At 66.5% G+C, this 17327-nt stretch carries 12 protein-coding genes; 7 read left to right on the top strand and 5 right to left on the bottom strand.

What is annotated here, in order from left to right; translation table 11 throughout:
* Window positions 1-8: 8 nt before the first annotated feature.
* The 4 genes from AC3QL2_RS08345 to AC3QL2_RS08330 form a co-directional block, all read right to left on the bottom strand.
* Window positions 9-566, bottom strand: a complete 558-nt coding sequence (locus AC3QL2_RS08345) for a cytochrome c oxidase assembly protein (protein WP_493234655.1) — start codon at window positions 564-566, stop codon at window positions 9-11.
* A 142-nt stretch (window positions 567-708) separates the two neighbouring features.
* Window positions 709-2307 (bottom strand): cytochrome c oxidase subunit I, encoded by a 1599-nt coding sequence (gene ctaD, locus AC3QL2_RS08340; protein WP_493234656.1) that lies wholly within the window; start codon window positions 2305-2307, stop codon window positions 709-711.
* Window positions 2308-2317: 10 nt separating this feature from the next.
* Entirely contained in the window at window positions 2318-3493 is a 1176-nt protein-coding gene (gene coxB / locus AC3QL2_RS08335) for a cytochrome c oxidase subunit II (protein WP_493234657.1), read from the bottom strand.
* A 42-nt stretch (window positions 3494-3535) separates the two neighbouring features.
* Complete coding sequence (locus tag AC3QL2_RS08330) at window positions 3536-4009, bottom strand: DUF2244 domain-containing protein (protein WP_493234659.1); 474 nt, start codon at window positions 4007-4009, stop codon at window positions 3536-3538.
* Between the two features lie 130 nt (window positions 4010-4139).
* Between AC3QL2_RS08330 and AC3QL2_RS08325 the strand changes: the two genes are divergently transcribed.
* Window positions 4140-4748, top strand: a complete 609-nt coding sequence (locus AC3QL2_RS08325) for an SCO family protein (RefSeq protein ID WP_493234660.1) — start codon at window positions 4140-4142, stop codon at window positions 4746-4748.
* Between the two features lie 58 nt (window positions 4749-4806).
* On the opposite strand, the gene rpoH is transcribed toward AC3QL2_RS08325, so the two are convergent.
* A complete protein-coding gene (rpoH, locus tag AC3QL2_RS08320; protein ID WP_493234662.1) occupies window positions 4807-5661 on the bottom strand; it encodes an RNA polymerase sigma factor RpoH in 855 nt (284 codons plus the stop codon).
* A 335-nt stretch (window positions 5662-5996) separates the two neighbouring features.
* Between rpoH and AC3QL2_RS08315 the strand changes: the two genes are divergently transcribed.
* The 6 genes from AC3QL2_RS08315 (at window position 5997) to napA (ending at window position 17254) form a co-directional block, all read left to right on the top strand.
* Window positions 5997-7184: a response regulator gene (locus tag AC3QL2_RS08315; RefSeq protein WP_493234664.1), complete on the top strand. Its 1188-nt coding sequence runs from the start codon at window positions 5997-5999 to the stop codon at window positions 7182-7184.
* The gene (locus tag AC3QL2_RS08310) at window positions 7184-9862 is read left to right on the top strand and encodes a hybrid sensor histidine kinase/response regulator (protein ID WP_493234665.1); all 2679 of its coding nucleotides are present in this window, start codon (window positions 7184-7186) and stop codon (window positions 9860-9862) included. The genes AC3QL2_RS08315 and AC3QL2_RS08310 overlap by 1 nt, the downstream gene beginning before the upstream one ends.
* Before the next feature lie 4 nt (window positions 9863-9866).
* Window positions 9867-13814, top strand: coding sequence for a response regulator (locus AC3QL2_RS08305; RefSeq protein ID WP_493234666.1), 3948 nt, complete (start codon window positions 9867-9869; stop codon window positions 13812-13814).
* 94 nt (window positions 13815-13908) lie between these two features.
* Entirely contained in the window at window positions 13909-14409 is a 501-nt protein-coding gene (napF, locus tag AC3QL2_RS08300) for a ferredoxin-type protein NapF (RefSeq protein WP_493234667.1), read from the top strand.
* Window positions 14406-14693, top strand: a complete 288-nt coding sequence (locus tag AC3QL2_RS08295) for a chaperone NapD (RefSeq protein ID WP_493234669.1) — start codon at window positions 14406-14408, stop codon at window positions 14691-14693. Before napF ends, AC3QL2_RS08295 begins: the two co-directional genes overlap by 4 nt.
* The gene (gene napA / locus AC3QL2_RS08290; protein WP_493234670.1) at window positions 14690-17254 is read left to right on the top strand and encodes a nitrate reductase catalytic subunit NapA; all 2565 of its coding nucleotides are present in this window, start codon (window positions 14690-14692) and stop codon (window positions 17252-17254) included. The genes AC3QL2_RS08295 and napA overlap by 4 nt, the downstream gene beginning before the upstream one ends.
* Window positions 17255-17327: the final 73 nt, after the last annotated feature.

Below are 17327 nucleotides of genomic sequence, written 5' to 3'. Positions count from 1 at the left end.
CGGACTCCCTAGTTAGGATTCGGTGCCGGGAAGAAGGCGTAGGCCAGCGTGAGTTCGCTGACTTCCTCGCCGATGTCGCCGTCGATGACGAAGGTCAGGGCCATCTCGCGGCTCTCGCCGGGGGCGAGGGTCTGTTGCTTGAAGCAGAAGCAGTCGAGCTTGCGGAAATGGCGGGCTGCCACGGTTGGCGACACGCTGGGCACGGCCTGGCCGACGATGGTCTTGTCGGACAGGTTGCGGACCAGGAAGCGGGTGGTGCGCAGTTCGCCGGGGTGGAGCTCGATGGACGGCTCGAGGGGGCGGATCTCCCACGGCAGGCCGGGCATCAGCGTGGAGGTGAATTGCACGCCGAGGCTGCGGGCGTAATTCACCGCGCTCGGCGGTACGTCCTTGGCCTCGATGGCGTCCTTCAGCGTCTTGCCGTTGAAGCCGACTGCCCGGCACAGGGTGTCGTAAAGGGGCACCAGCGCGAAGCCGAAGGCGAAGAAGGCCGCCGCGATCAGCAGCAGACGGACGACCAGTCGGCCGTGCCGGCGCGGCGGCGGATTGAGGGCGGCCTCGCGCATGGGCGTCGTCAGCGCTCGATCAGGAAGCCGATCAGGTACAGCCCCAGCGCGATGGCGCCGAGGGTCCACGCGAAGCGGGCCGAGGCACGGCGGCGTTGGGCCAGGTCGTCGGAAGTGAGATGCATGATGTGGTCCTCCATGTTCAGCTCGTCTTGATGACGGGCTGGGTTTCCCAGGAGTGGTGGGGCGGCGGGGAGCTGAGTTCCCATTCCAGCCCCGCGGTGCCTTCCCACACCCGGTCGGTGGCCTTGTTGCCACCCTTCACGCAGCGCCAGATGTTGTAGGCGAAGATCAGCTGGGACAGGCCCAGCGCGAAGGCCCCTACAGTCGATATGGCATTGAATTCGGCGAACTGCAATGCGTAGTCGGGAATACGCCGCGGCATGCCGGCAAGGCCGAGGAAGAACTGGGGCATGAAGGTGAAGTTGAAGCTGATCACCGTCAGCCAGAAGTGCAGCTTGCCGAGCTTCTCGCTGTACATGTGGCCGGTCCATTTGGGCAACCAGTAGTACACGCCGGTCATCACGCCCATGATGCCGCCGGCGAACAGCGCGTAGTGGAAGTGGGCCACGACGAAGTAGCTGTGGTGGTACTGGGCGTCGGCGGCCACGTCGGCCAGCACCAGGCCGGTCAAGCCGGCGATGCCGAACAGCACGATGAAGCCGAGGGCGAACAGCATCGGCGTCTCGAAGCTCATCGCGCCGCGCCACATGGTGGCGATCCAGCAGAAGAACAGCACCGCCAGTGGCAGAGAGATCGACATGGTGCTGTACATGAAATACAGCAGCGCCGGGACCGGCAGGCCGGAGGTGAGGAAGTGGTGGGCCCACACGATCAGGCCCAGCACGCCGATGGCGATGAAGGAGTACACCTGGGCGTCATGGCCATAGACCGGCTTGCGCGTGAAGGTGGACAGCACGTGGGGCATCAGGCCCCACACCGGCAGCAGCAGGATGTACACCTCCGGATGGCCGAAGAACCAGAACAGGTGCTGGAACAGGATCGGGTCGCCACCGCCGGCGGCATTGAAGAAATGGGTGCCGAAGTGGCGGTCGGTGAGCAGCATGGTCACGCCGCCGGCGAGCACCGGCAGGGTGATGATCAGCAGCACCGCGGTGACCAGCCAGCCCCAGCAGAACAGCGGCATCTTCATCAGCGTCATGCCCGGGGCCCGCATGTTGAGGATGGTGGCGATGATGTTGATCGAGCCCATGATCGAGCTGATGCCGAGGATGTGGATCGAGAAGATCGCGAAATCCACGCCGATGCCGCCCTGTACGGACAGCGGTGCGTAGAGCGTCCAGCCGGTGGCGACGGCGCCGTCGCCGATGCCGAACAGGGCCAGGAAGAAAGGCATCGTCAGCAGCAGGGCGGCCGGCGGCAGCAGCCAGAAGCCCCAGTTGTTGAGGCGCGGTAGCGCCATGTCCGGCGCGCCTATCATCAGCGGGATCATCCAGTTGGCGAAGCCGGTGGCGGCCGGCATCAGCGCCGCGAAGATCATCACCAGCGCATGCACGCCGATCAGCTGGTTGAAGAACTCCGGCTTCATCAGCTGCAGGCCGGGCTGGAACAGTTCGGCGCGCACCCCGAGGATCATCGCCCCGCCGACGAAGAACATCAGCAGGGAGAAGGTCAGGTACATCGTGCCGATGTCCTTGTGGTTGGTGGTGGTGAGCCAGCGCAGCAGGCCGGTGGGATGGTGCCCGTCATGGTGATCGAGGGCATGGGACGCGGTGTTCATGCTGGACTCCTCAGCGAAGTGCCTTGATCTGGGCGGGCTGGATCATGTCGCCCTTGGTGTTGCCGAAGCTGTTGCGCTCGTAGGTAATGACCGAGGCGATGTCGGCGTCGGACAGGGTGGTCTTGAAGGCCTGCATCGCGGTGCCGGCCTTGCCGTTCATGACCCGGTCCACGTGGCTGTCGGGGATCAGCTTGCCATCCGGCGACAGCAGCGGACCATTGACGATCTTGCTGCCGGCCAGCGCCGGGAAGGCCGGCGGCAGGCCCTGGCCGGTGGGCTGGTGGCAGGCGGCGCAGATCTTGTCGTAGGTCTCCTTGCCGTGGGCCATCAGCTCGTCGCGGGTCCAGGTGCGGTCGCCACTGGCGGCCGCGGCAGCCAGTTCGGTCTTCTTCTTGTCCACCCAGGCCACGTATTCGGCTTCCGGCACAGCCTTGACGACCACCGGCATGAAGCCGTGGTCCTTGCCGCACAGTTCGGCGCACTGGCCGCGGTAGATACCGGGCTCCTCGATGCGTACCCAGGTTTCCCGCAGGAAGCCGGGGATCGCGTCCCGCTTCACGCCGAACTGGGGTACCCACCAGGTGTGGATCACGTCGGTGGAGGTGAGCAGGACGCGTACCTTCTTGCCGACCGGCAGCACCACCGGGTTGTCCACTTCCAGCAGGTAGTGCTCGCCCTTGGTTTCCTTGCCCTCGATCTGCTCGCGGGGCGTGGCCAGCGTGCTGATGTACTTGATGCCGGAGTCTGGGTATTCGTACTGCCACTTCCACTGCATGCCGGTCACCTTGAGCACCATGTCGGCCTTGGTGCGGGTGTCCTCCATGTCGATCACCGCGTGGAAGGCCGGAATGCCCATCAGCACGAAGTCGATGAACAGCAGGATTGCGAAGGGCACCAGTACCCAGAACCATTGCAGGGCGCCGCGCGGGCCGCTGAAGCGGGCCGGCTCGGCGCCGATGCTCTTGCGATGGGCGATCATGGAATAGACCATGATCGAGAACACCACCACGAACAGCACCGTGATGATGACCATGAACTGGTTGTGCATCGACAGCGTGTCACGCCCGATCGGGGTGACAGGCTTGGGGAAATTCCACGTAAAGTCGGCGAGAGCTGAGCCGGAGACGAACAATAGGCCGAGTGCAGCGAGGAGTCTGGCCTGGGAGCGGGGGACGGTTGGGCTCAAGTCTCTACCTCTCTTTTCGTGGGATGATCGGACCCGCGGCGGTTAATGAGGTCTGGCGAGGTGGCGGGAGAGATCCGAGAAAAGCAGCCTGCGTTCATCCGCCGTCAGCAGGCGTCCCACCCGGGCGGTGTGCCCGTGTGAGCGGACGTACAGTAGTGGGTCGGGGCCGTCGGCGGCTTCGAGCGAGACGCGGGCCCAGCCGGCGTGGAAGCGCTGGCGGAACGAAACGGAAGACTGGCGGGTCGAGACGATGAGGCTGTCGTCGTCGAGCTGGATGGATTCGTAATCGGCGGCCTGGCGATCGATGGCGCGCAGCACGATGAAGAGTACGAGAAGTTCGAGGCCGGCGAAGGGAAGCACCAGCCACGCACCGGCCAACAGGAAGCCCGTGCTGACGATGAAGCTGGTGGCGAGGATCAGAGCGATCACGCCGCGCCGCAGTGTGGGGGTGAGTGAGCAGTTGGGGCGCGCGATCCAGGATCGCGCGCCCGCTGCCTCTTTCATTGTTATAGCCATGGCGTCTCCTCCAGGCCTCGTCTGCGTCTTTTTGACGCAGATCAAATTCTGGCGGCAGTGTAGCATCGCCTTCCCGTTTTGCAGTGCACTTTTTCAAAGCTCAGTTAATCTGGTCATAAGGATTTTTTAAATGTTTGCGTTGTTGCGATGCGGCATTGCTGGTTTGGCAGCACTTTGCGTGCTCACAGCCTGTTCGCCCGAGGGTAAGAGCGGGGCGCGGGAGAGTTTCGCCAGTACCGACATCACTGGTGCGAACTACGCGAACGGGTTCCGCCTGACGGATCACCGCGGGCAGCTGCGTACCCTGGCCGACTACAAGGGCAAGGTGGTGACCCTGTTCTTCGGCTACACCCAGTGCCCCGACGTGTGCCCGACCAACCTGCTCAACATGGCGCAGGTGATGCGTGAGCTGGGCCCGGATGCCGACAAGGTGCAGGTGCTTTTCGTGACCATCGACCCCGAGCGGGATACGCAGGAACTGCTGGCCCAATACGTGCCGGCCTTCGATCCGCGCTTCGTCGGCCTGTATGGCGACCTTGCCACGACGCAGGCGGTGGCGCGGGATTTCAAGGTGTTCTACCAGAAGCAGGGCGATGTGCAGGGCGGGCGCTACACGGTGGATCACTCGACCGGTACTTATGTCTACGATCCGCAGGGCCGGCTGCGCTTGTACATCAAGCATGGCGAGAAGCCGGCGGTGATCGTTGCCGACTTGAAGCGCCTGCTGGCCGGCAAGTAGCAAGAAAAAGGGCAGCCCGCAGGCTGCCCTTGGCAGGGATGGCGCGTGCGCCGGGCCGTCAGGCCAGCGCAACCAGGTGGCTGCGCATCTTCTGCATGGCCTTGGCCTCGATCTGGCGGATGCGCTCGGCGGACACGCCGTATTCGGCGGCCAGTTCGTGCAGCGTGGCGGCATCGCCTTCGGTCAGCCAGCGGCGTTGCACGATGGTCCGGCTGCGCTCGTCCAGGTTGGCCAGCGCTTCGTGCAGGCCCACGTCCTGCAGGCGTGAGGCCTGACGCTGGGCGATGACTTCGGAGGGCTCGGCGTGCGGGTCAGCCAGGTAGGCGATCGGCGCGAAGCGCTCTTCCTCGTCGTCAGGGCCGCTTTCCAGCGCCACGTCCTGGCCGGACAGGCGGGTTTCCATCTCGCGGACTTCTTCCGGCTTGACGCCCAGCTGATCGGCTACCGCCAGCACGTCCGCGCCCTGCAGCGTGTTGCTGCTGCTCTTCAGGCTGCGCAGGTTGAAGAACAGCTTGCGCTGGGCCTTGGTGGTGGCGATCTTGACCAGGCGCCAGTTCTTGACGATGTATTCGTGGATCTCGGCCTTGATCCAGTGGATCGCGAAGGACACCAAGCGCACGCCGCGGTCCGGGTCGAAACGCTTGACGGCCTTCATCAGGCCCACGTTGCCTTCCTGGATCAGGTCGGCGTGGGGCAGGCCGTAGCCGAGATAACCGCGCGCAATGGCGACCACCAGGCGCAGGTGGGACAGCACCAGCTTGCGCGCCGCTTCCAGATTCTCGTGTTCCCGGAAGCTGTGGGCGAGATCGGACTCTTCCTTCTCGGTCAGCAGCGGGATGCGATTCACACTCTGGATGTACTGGTCCAGACTGCCAACCGCGGACGGAACGGGAAACGACAGGGTTTGAGACATCGACGGCTACCTCCTTCGCGGCAATATTAGCACTCCCGTTCTGTGAGTGCTAAGGGGGGCGAATGGTTCCGCTGCTGATTATTTCTGCTGAGCTTATCAAGTTCCCGAGAGGTCGCTGGAGGCGCCGGGCAGCGGGCATCGGTGTACCTGGGGCAGCGAGGTTAAAGCCATAGGGCGCGCCGCCGTTAAGCCTTGCACAAAAAAAATGAACCGGTAATTCGGAAACGGGGCGGATACACTTCGGCCATGACAGGCGCGATTGCGGGGCGTGTTCCATCACGCCACCACAGCGCCCCTTGCCCGCGTCCCAGCGCCGCCGGGGTGGAGACTTCCTTATGAGCATTTACGCGAGTAGCGACAAGCCCGAGGCCCTTGCTGCCCGGCACACGATCCTGATCGTCGACGACACGCCGCAGAATCTGGCCGTACTGGGTGAGTTGTTGCAGCCCCATTACCGGGTGCGCGCCGCAAACTCCGGCGAGCGGGCGCTGCGGGCGGCCGCGCTCGCGCCGCGCCCCGACCTGATCCTGCTCGACGTGATGATGCCGGGCATGGATGGCTACCAGGTCATGGAGCACCTGCACGCCGACCCGGCCACGCGCAACATCCCGGTGATCTTCGTGACGGCCATGAACGCCGCCGAGAATGAGGAGCACGGCCTGGCCCTCGGGGCGGTGGATTACATCACCAAGCCGATCAACCCGGCCATCGTGCTGGCGCGGGTGCGCACCCACCTGGAACTCAAGCAGGCCCGCGACCGGCTGGCCAACGAGAATGAATGGCTGGAGCGCGAAGTCAGCCGGCGCATGAGCGAGAACCTGCTCGTGCAGGAGCTCAGCGTGCGCGCGCTGGCCTGCCTCAGCGAGGCCCGCGACAACGAGACCGGGCGGCACATCGTGCGTACCCAGACCTACGTGGATCTGCTGGCCCGCCACCTGGCGGAACACCCCCGTTTCAATCCGGCGCTGGGCGGCGCCCGCCTGGGCATGGTGGTGAAGGCCGCGCCGCTGCACGACATCGGCAAGGTCGGTATTCCCGACAGCATCCTGCTCAAGCGTGGCCGGCTGACCACCGACGAGTTCGAGATCATGAAGGCCCACCCGGCCATCGGCGCCGACGCCATCGACAAGGCCATGGCTCAGGCCCTCGAGAGTGCCGACGAGGCCTCCGCCGCCCAGGCCGGCGAGGCTTTCGCCTTCCTGTGCATTGCCCGCGAGATCGCGCTGGGCCACCACGAGAAATGGGACGGCAGTGGCTATCCGGCGGGCCATGCCGGCGATGCAATCCCGGTGTCGGCGCGCCTGATGGCGCTGGCCGACGTCTTCGATGCGCTGATGAGCCGGCGTATCTACAAGCCGCCGATGACGCTGGAAGAAACCACCCGGATCATCGTCGGCGGGCGTGGCACCCACTTCGACCCAGATGTGGTGGATGCCTTCCTGGCCTGCAGCGACCGCTTTGCCGACATCGCCATACGTTTCGCCGATCCCGATCCCGAGCCGGAGGTGGGCGGAGCCCACTAATGAAGCGCCATCTGCCCTATCCGTTGTTCCTTTTGCCGGCGGTGGTGGTCGCCATGCTGGCGGCTGGTTTCAATTTGTTCTCCCTGTACAGCCTGCAGGCCGATCGACAGCTCTTCGAGGCTTTGCGGACGCAGGGCGTCACTGCCCTGGTCGGGCACGTCGCGTTGTTTGGCGGTGGGCTGATGCTGGTGCTGTTGGGGTTGTGGGCCGTCATCATCTACTGGGTCACCCGTCGCCTGCATGGTTTGAGCGCCGTGCTGCAAGGGCTGGCGGCTGGACAGGTGAACCCGTCGGAGCTTGCCGAGGTGGAACGTCTGGGCGCTGATCCGCGCAGCGTGCTGCGCCGCCTGGCAAGGGCAGTGCTGGCCTTCCGGCAGGCGTTGATCACCCAGAGCGAGGTCCAGGCCGAACTCCACAAGCTGGTGATGGCCGTCGAGCAGAGCCCCGAGAGCATCGTGATCACCAACCTCGAGGCGAGCATCGAGTATGTGAACGAGGCCTTTGCACGTAATACGGGCTACTCCCGTCAGGAAGCCATCGGCCAGAACCCCAACATGCTGCAGTCGGGGCTCACCCCGAAGTCGACCTACGACAGCATGTGGGAAGCTCTGGCGCACGGGGATACCTGGCGCGGCGAGCTTATAAACCGGCGCAAGGACGGCAGCGAATACGTGGAGCTGGCCAACATCGCGCCGGTGCGCCAGGCGGATGGCCGCATCACCCACTACGTGGCGATCAAGGAAGACATCACCGAGAAGAAGCGCAACGCGGAGGAACTGGAGCACTACCGCGCCCACCTGGAGCAACTGGTGGCCGAACGCAGCGCGGAAGTGATCGTCGCCATGGAGGCGGCGGAGGCGGCCAGCCGCAGCAAGAGCGAGTTCCTGGCCAACATGAGTCACGAGATCCGCACGCCGATGAACGCGATCATCGGCCTGACCCACCTGCTGCGGCGCGATCTCGACGAGCCGCGCCACATCGACCGCCTGTCCAAGATTTCCGGTGCCGCCCATCATCTGCTGGGGATCATCAACGACATTCTCGACCTGTCCAAGATCGAGGCCGGCCGCCTCGAGCTGGAGTCCGTCGATTTCGAGGTCGCGCGGGTCATCGACAACGTGATCAGCTTGATCCGCGACAAGGCCGAGGCCAAGCGCCTCGCGGTGCACGCCGACCTGCGGGATGTGCCGCCGCTGCTGCGCGGGGACGGCCTGCGCCTGCAGCAGATCCTGCTCAACTTCGCCAGCAATGCGGTCAAGTTCACCGAGCACGGCGAGATCGTCCTGCGCGCCCGCCTGCTACCAACGGACGATGGGCGCCTGTGGGTGCGCTTCGAGGTGCACGACACCGGCATCGGCCTGTCCGCCGGGCAGCAGGCCGAACTGTTCCAGCCCTTCCTGCAGGCGGATGCGTCAACGACCCGCAAGTACGGCGGCACCGGCCTGGGGCTGGCGATTTCCCGGCGTCTGACCCAGCTCCTCGGCGGGCGCATCGGCGTGGGCAGCGAGCTCGGGCGCGGCAGTACATTCTGGGTCGAGCTGCCGCTGCAAACGGGGCAGGGGCGCCTGCAGGCATCGCCGCCGGCGCGGGCCGTCGAGCCGGAACGCGCACCGGCCGGCGCTGCCGAGTGCCGCCTGCTCCAGCGCCACGGTGGGCGCATCCTGCTGGTCGAGGACAACCCGATCAACCGCGAGGTGGCGCTGGCGCTGCTGGAAGGCGTCGGCCTGCAGGTCGAGGTAGCTGGCGACGGGCTGCGGGCGGTGGAGCAGGCGCGCGGCGCGACCTACGACGTGATCCTGATGGACATCCACATGCCGGTGATGGACGGCCTCGCCGCCACGCGGCTGATCCGGGCCCTGCCGGGCCACGGCATGACGCCCATCCTGGCGATGACCGCCAATGCCTTCGACGAGGACCGGGAGCGCTGCCTGGTGGCGGGCATGAACGACCACATCGCCAAGCCGGTGGTGCCTGAAACCCTTTACCGGACGCTGCTGCAGTGGTTGCCCGAAGGGGCGGGCGGACATGCCGCCAGGCCACTGCCAGACGCGTCCGCAGACGATCCCCGGCGCGCCCGCCTGGCGGCGGTCGACGGCCTCGACCTGACTGTCGGCCTGCGTGCCACCCGTGGCCGCGTCGATGCCTATGTGCGCCTGCTCGGAAGCTTCGTGACCAGCGAGGTGCCGGCCGAACTGAAACGGGCGCTGGTGGCCGGGGATGTGAAGACGGCTCATCGCCATGCCCATACCCTCAAGGGGCTGGCCGCAACCCTCGGCATCCCCCGCCTGCAGGTCGCTGCGCTGGCCCTCGAGGGAGCCCTGCGCGACGGCGGCGGCGTGCCCAGCGGCGAGCTGGTGGTGCAGGCGGCTGCCCTCGAAGCCGATTTCGTTGCGCTGTGCCAAGCCCTGAAGGACGTGCTGCCGGCCGCGGTGGCGCCGTCGCCAGCGCCCGCGCAGGTGGACTGGCCGCTGCTGCGGCAGGTGTCGGCACGCCTCTTGGCCTTGCTGGCCGAATATGACCTGGCCGGCACGTCCCTTTTCGGCGAGCATCGGGCCCTGTTTGCGGCGGCCTTCGGCGCGCATGCCGCAACGCTGGAGCGGCAGATCGCCGATTTCGATTTCGACCATGCGCTGACGACCCTGCGCACGGCGCTGGACGAAGTGTCGGTCATGGACTGAACGCATGCCCGCCCGTCTCCTGAGTCGTCTGCCCGTCCTGCTCGCCGGGGTCTGTCTCGGCGCCGGGGTGCTTGCTGCGGACGACGGCCGGCCGCCGCGCACGTCGATCACCGTGGCGCTCGACGACAACTTCCCGCCCTATACGCTGCGCGACGCAAGCGGGGTACTGCAGGGCATCGTGCCGGATCGCTGGCGGGCCTGGCAGGCCCGGACCGGCGTGACGGTCCGCCTGCTGGGCATGGACGGTGCGAAGACAGAGGAGGCCATGGGGGCCGGTACGGCGGACGTCATCGACACCATCGTCCGCTCCCCCGAAAGGGATGGGCGCTACCTGTTCTCCGCCCCCTATGCCCGCCTCGACACCATGCTGTTCTTCCAGCAGGACTTGTCGGGCATTGTCGACGCGGGCTCCAGCCGTGGCTTCGTGGTCGGCGTGAAGGAGGGCGACGCCTGTGTCGAGCGGCTTGCCGTGGAGGGCTCCACCAACGTGCGCCGCTACCGCAGCTTTGCGGCCCTGGTCGGCAGTGTGGCGGAGGGGCAGCTGCGGGTGTTCTGCATGGATGAGCGGCCGGCGGCGTATCTACTGCACCAGTTCGGCATCGCCGACGATTTCCGGCATACCGCGCCGATGTACGTGCAGCATTTGTACTGGGCAGTTCGGCGTGACGACGAGGCCTTGCAGCGCTTCATCGCCAGTGGTTTCGCGGCCATCCCGGAAGAGGATCTGGGGCTCATCAACGAGAAGTGGTTCGGCGCGCTGCTGGAGCCGTCGGCGCTGCCCTACCTGCGCTACGCCGGTTATGGCTTCGTCGCGCTGGCCCTGATGGTGCTGGCCCTGGTGGTATGGAGCCGCCAGCTCAGTGGGCGCGTCGATGCCCGTACCGAGGAGCTGCGCCGGGCCCTCGATGAAGTGCGGCTGGCGCGCCACGAAAGCGAGGCGGCGCGGGATCGCCTGGAGGACGAGGTAGCTCGCCGCACCGCCGACCTGGCGGCGGCGATGGCCGAGCAGCAGGCGCTGTTCGAGTCGGCCAGTATTGGCATCGTGCTGACCCGCGAGCGCCACATCGTGCGTGGAAACCGGCGTCTCGACGAGATGTTCGGCTATGCGCCGGGCGAGCAGGTCGGCCAGTCGAGCCGCATCTGGTATCCGGACGATGCGGCTTACGAGCAGGTCGGCAAGGCGGTCTACGAGGTTCTCTGGCATGGCAGCACGCGCACCTGGGAGCAGCAGGCGGTGCGCAAGGACGGCACGCGCTTCTGGGTGCGCATGGCGGCACATGCGGTCGATGGCGGGGATCCGGCGCGGGGTGTGGTCGGCATCTTCGAGGACATCACTGCCGAGCGGGAGGCGGCCGACAAGCTGCGCCTCGCCTATGCCGAGCAGCAGGCGATCTTCGACGCGGCGACATCGGGCATGGCGCTGATCGTCGATCGCACGCTGCAGCGCGGCAACCGCCAGTTGCACGACATGTTCGGCTGGCCGCCGGGCGCCATGCTGGGCCGCCCGACGCGCATCTGGTACGCCGACGACGCGGCCTGGCAGATCGGCGGCGAGCCCTACGCGCAGATCTGGCGAGGCGAGACCCACAGCCGCGAACAACAGCTGATGCGCCGTGACGGCAGCCTGTTCTGGGCACGGCTCACCGCCCGTGCCGTCGATGTGAACGATCATGCCCGCGGCTCGGTGTGGATCATCGACGACATCAGCGCCGAGCGGGACGCCATCGACGCCATGCGGCAGGCCACCGCGATGGCCGAGGAGGCGGCCCGCATGAAGTCCGACTTCCTGGCCAACATGAGCCACGAGATCCGCACGCCGATGAACGCCATCGTCGGCATGGCCTACCTGACGCTGCGCTCCGAGCTGACGCCGCGCCAGCGCGACTACCTGGAAAAGATCCAGGGCTCCAGCCAGCATCTGCTGGGCATCATCAACGACATCCTCGACATCTCCAAGATCGAGGCCGGCAAGCTGGTCATCGAGCGCACTGATTTCGAGCTGGAACGGGTCCTCGACAACGTCACCAGTCTGATCGCCGACAAGATCGTCACCAAGGGGCTCGAGCTGATTGTCGATGTGGCCGACGACGTGCCGGGCAGCCTGGTCGGCGACCCGCTGCGCCTCGGCCAGATCCTCGTCAACTACGCCAACAACGCGGTGAAGTTCACCGAGAAGGGCGAGGTGGCGATCCGCGTGCGGGTCGTCGAGGCGGTGGGCGACGGCGTGCTGCTGCGCTTCGAGGTCCGCGACACCGGCATCGGGCTCAGCAGCGAGCAGCGTGCCCGTCTGTTCCGCAGCTTCGAGCAGGCCGACTCGTCCACCACCCGCAAATACGGCGGCACCGGCCTGGGCCTGGTGATCAGCAAGCGCTTGGCCGAACTGATGGGCGGCGAGGTGGGCGTGGACAGCACGCCGGAGGTGGGCTCCACGTTTTGGTTCACGGCGCTCCTGGGCCGCAGCACGGCGGTGGTGCGCCGGTTGCTGCCAGGTGCAGACCTGCGCGGCCGGCGCATGCTGGTGGTGGATGACAATGCCAATGCCCGTGACGTGATCGGCGAGATGCTGCGGCGGATGGCCTTCGCGGTGCAGGCCGTGGATTCGGGGCCGGCGGCGCTGGCCGAGCTGGGGCGGGCGGCGGCGGCAGGGCATCCGTATGAAGTGGCCTTTCTCGACTGGCAGATGCCCGGCATGGATGGCATCGCCACGGCCGGCGAGATCCGTCGCCTGTCCCTGAGCTCGCCGCCGCGCCTGGTGATGGTGACGGCCTATGGGCGCGACGAGCTGATGAAGGCCGCCGAGGAGGCGGGCATCCGCGACGTGCTGATCAAGCCGGTCGGGGCGTCCCTGCTGTTCGACACGGTGATGCGCACGCTGGGTAGCGATGGTGGCCTGCGCCCGCGGCCGGCACCGGCGACGGACGTCCTGCCTGCGCCCGGCCCGCTGCGCGGCGCCCGCGTACTGCTGGTGGAGGACAACGAGCTCAACCAGGAGGTGGCCAGCGAGATGCTGCAGCAGGTCGGCCTGCAGGTGGACGTGGCCGACAACGGCCAGGTGGCCATCGACAAGGCGTCCGGCGGCCACTACGACCTGATCCTGATGGACGTGCAGATGCCGGTGATGGACGGCCTGACCGCCACCCGCGAGATCCGCCGCTTGCCCGCCTGCGCAAGGCTGCCCATCGTGGCGATGACCGCCAACGCGATGGCCGGCGACCGGGAGCGCTGCCTGGCGGCCGGCATGAACGACCACGTGGCCAAGCCCATCGACCCGGAAGCCTTGTGGGCGACGCTGATGCGCTGGATCACCGTGCCAGGCACCGGGGCCGTGCAGGGGACGGCCGGAGCGCCCGGGCCGTTGCGGGAGATTCCCGGCCTGGACATGGTGGCCGGCCTGCACCACGCCCTCGGGCGGGAGGCGCTCTACCTGTCGCAGCTCGACAAGTTCGTGAAGGGGCAACAGGATTTTGCCGGGCGCCTGCAGGAGGCGCAGCAGGCCGGCGACGGGGAGACGGCGACCCGCCTCGCCCATACCCTGAAGGGCGTCGCCGCGCAGATTGGCGCCCATGAACTGAGCACCCGCGCCGCCGACCTGGAGCATGCTCTGCGCCGGCAGGATGCTGCGCCTGCGCTGGCGCCGCTGCAGGCCGAGGTGGCAGCCGGGCTGGCAGCCCTCGTCGGGGCGATTGCCGCGGTACTGTCCCCGTCTGCGCCGCCGGTTGCCGAGCCGCCCGTGGATGCCGGCGCCGTGGCTGCCGTATTCGGCCGCCTGGCCGAATTGCTGGCTGCCGATGATTTTGCCAGCGGGCAACTGCTCGACGCCCAGCGGCCGCTGTTACAGGCTGCCATGGGCGAGCGCTTCGAATCCTTCGCCGGTGCGGTGGCGGATTTCGACAGTGATCGTGCATTGGCCGTGCTCATGGCATGTGCCGCGGAGCACCGTATCCCGCTGTAAGCACCGTCTACGCTGAATTCCTTCGCACAGATCAAGGTTTCTTCCTGGTGCGGGGCATAGGATCGCCCCGTCTGACAAAAACCACGAGCCTGCCATGGATGTTTCCCGCCGTCGTTTTCTGGGTGTCAGGGCGCCCGGCGGGTTTGCGTTCCGTCCGCCCTGGAGCACCACCGAAGACCGTTTCCTCGAAGCGTGCTCGCGCTGCGACGCCTGCCTGCCGGTTTGCCCGACCGGTCTGCTGAAGCGCGGCGCCGGCGGCTATCCGGAGGCGGATTTCACGTCCGCGGCATGCACCTTCTGTGGCGACTGCGCCCAGGCCTGTTCCACCGGCGCCATCAGCCGCGACACCGCGCAAAGCCCGTGGGCCTGCGGCATCCGCATCGATGAAGGCTGTCTGGCGGCCCGCAACGTGGAGTGCCGGGTGTGCGGCGAGATCTGCGATGCCGCAGCGATCCGCTTCCGGCCGCGCATCGGCGGCGTTCCGCTGCCCGACGTCGATAACACTGTTTGCACCGGCTGCGGCGCCTGCCTGGCGCCCTGTCCCACGACGGCCATCGTGCGCGTCGCCCTCGATCCTGTTCTGGAGCCGTCATGAACATCGCCAGTCTCGTCCTGCGCATCCATCCCCATGCCCGTGCCGCCGCCGAAGCGGCGCTGCTCGCCTTTCCTGGTGTCGAGTGCCACGCCATGTCCGACGACGGCAAGCTGATCGTCACCGTCGAGGACGCGGATGGCACCGCCATGTCGGACACCCTGATCGCCATTCACCGGGTCCCGCAGGTGCTGGCCGCCACGCTGGCCTACGAACACCGCGACGATCCCCAGCTTTCGAATCAACAGTCCGAAACGAATTCCCCCTGCGAGGAGGCTCAATCATGACCATCAACCGACGCGACTTCATCAAGACCCAGGCGATCGCCGCGGCCGCCGCCACGGCCGGCGTTTCCCTGCCCGCCCTTGCCGCCAAGAAGGAGGGCGCGCCGGCGCCGGCCGACACCGGTAACGCCAACGCGGTGCGCTGGGACAAGGCGCCGTGCCGCTTCTGCGGCACCGGCTGTTCGGTGCTGGTCGGCGTGCAGAACGGCCGCGTGGTGGCCACCCAGGGCGACCCGGACGCACCGGTCAACCGCGGCCTGAACTGCATCAAGGGCTACTTCCTGTCCAAGATCATGTACGGCGAGGACCGCCTGACCCGTCCGCTGCTGCGCATGAAGGACGGCAAGTACAGCAAGGACGGCGAATTCACGCCGATCAGCTGGAACCAGGCCTTCGACATCATGGCCGAGAAGTGGAAGGCCGCGCTGAAGGCCGAAGGTCCGGGCGCCGTCGGCATGTTCGGCTCCGGCCAATGGACGATCTTCGAGGGCTACGCCGCCTCCAAGCTGATGAAGGCCGGCTTCCGCTCCAACAACCTCGACCCCAACGCCCGCCACTGCATGGCCTCGGCGGTGACCGGCTTCATGCGCACCTTCGGTATGGACGAACCGATGGGCTGCTACGACGACATCGAGCAGGCCGACGCCTTTGTGCTGTGGGGCTCCAACATGGCCGAGATGCATCCCATCCTGTGGACCCGCATCACCGACCGCCGCCTGACCAAGACCGACGTGCAGGTGCACGTGCTGTCCACCTTCGAGCACCGCAGTTTCGAGTTGGCCGACAACGGCATGGTCTTCGTGCCGCAGACCGACCTGGCGATCCTCAACTACATCTGCAACCACATCATCCAGTCGGGCAAGGTCAACCAGGACTTCGTCAAGGCCCACGTGAACTTCAAGCAGGGCGAAACGGACATCGGCTACGGCCTGCGTCCCAACAACCCGCTGGAGAAGGATGCCAAGTTCAACGGCTATCCCGGCGCCGACGGCAAGCCGAAGAACAACCCCAACGACGCCAAGCCGATCACCTTCGAGGACTTCAAGAAGTTCGTGTCCACCTACACGCTGGACTACACGTCCAAGCTGTCCGGTGTGCCGAAGGAGCGCCTGCTGAAGCTGGCCGAGCTGTACGCCGACCCGAAGAAGAAGGTCGTCAGCTTCTGGACCATGGGTTTCAACCAGCACACCCGTGGCACCTGGGCCAACAACATGATCTACAACGTCCACCTGCTGGTGGGCAAGATCGCCACGCCGGGCTCCGGCCCGTTCTCGCTGACCGGCCAGCCCTCCGCCTGCGGCACCGCGCGGGAAGTGGGCACCTTCTCCCACCGCCTGCCGGCCGACATGCTGGTCACCAACCCCGAGCACCGCAAGCACGCCGAGGAGATCTGGCAACTGCCGGAAGGCACCATCCCCGACAAGATCGGCCTGCACGCGGTGGCCCAGAGCCGTGCGCTGAAGGATGGCAAGCTCAAGGTCTACTGGACCAGCACCAACAACAACATGCAGGCCGGCCCCAACGTCAACCAGGAGATCTATCCGGGCTGGCGTAATCCGGCGGCCTTCGTGGTGGTGTCCGATGTGTACCCGACCGTGTCGGCGATGGCTGCCGACCTGATCCTGCCGGCGGCGATGTGGACCGAGAAGGAGGGCGCTTTCGGCAACGCCGAGCGGCGCACCCAGGTGTGGCGTCAGCAGGTCAAGGCGCCGGGCGAGGCCAAGTCCGACCTGTGGCAGTTCCTCGAGTTTTCCAAGCGCTTCAAGGTGGAAGAGGTGTGGCCGGCCGAGTTGCTCGCCAAGAAGCCCGAGTACAAGGGCAAGACCTTGTACGACGTGCTGTACGCCAACAAGGTGGTGAACAAGTTCCCGAAGAGCGACGTGCAGAAGGTGAACGAGCACGCCATCAAGAACTACACCAATGACGAAGCGGAGGCTTTCGGCTTCTACGTGCAGAAGGGCCTGTTCGAGGAGTACGCGCTATTCGGCCGTGGCCATGGCCACGACCTGGCGCCCTTCGACATGTACCACAAGGCCCGCGGCATGCGCTGGCCGGTGGTGGACGGCAAGGAAACCCTGTGGCGCTACCGCGAGGGCTACGACCCGTACGTGAAGGCGGGCGAGGGCATCAAGTTCTACGGCCAGAAGGACGGCAAGGCGGTGATCTTCGCGTTGCCCTACCAGGATCCCCCCGAGAAGCCCGATGCCGACTACGACATGTGGCTGTGTACCGGCCGCGTGCTGGAACACTGGCACACCGGGACGATGACCCGGCGCGTGCCCGAATTGCACAAGGCCGTGCCGGAAGCCCAGGTCTTCATGCACCCGGACGACGCCAAGAAGCGTGGCCTGCAGCGCGGCATGGTGGTCAAGGTCCAGTCCCGTCGCGGTGAAATGACCGCCCGCCTGGAAACCAAGGGCCGCAACAAGCCGCCGGTGGGGCTGATCTTCGTGCCCTTCTTCGACGAGTCCAAGCTGGTTAACAAGGTCACTCTCGACGCCACCTGCCCGATCTCCAAGCAGACCGACTTCAAGAAGTGTGCGGTCAAGGTGGTGCGCGCCTGAGACCTGGGGTAACGCGCGACGTGCTGCGTGGGGCCAGTGAGCTTGTCCCCGCGGCTGTCGTGCGCGCTCAACG

This window comes from Zoogloea sp. GW822-FHT05C07, from assembly GCF_058800215.1.
The sequence above is the reverse complement of the archived record's forward strand: the minus strand, read 5'-3'. Positions and strand labels throughout refer to the sequence as shown.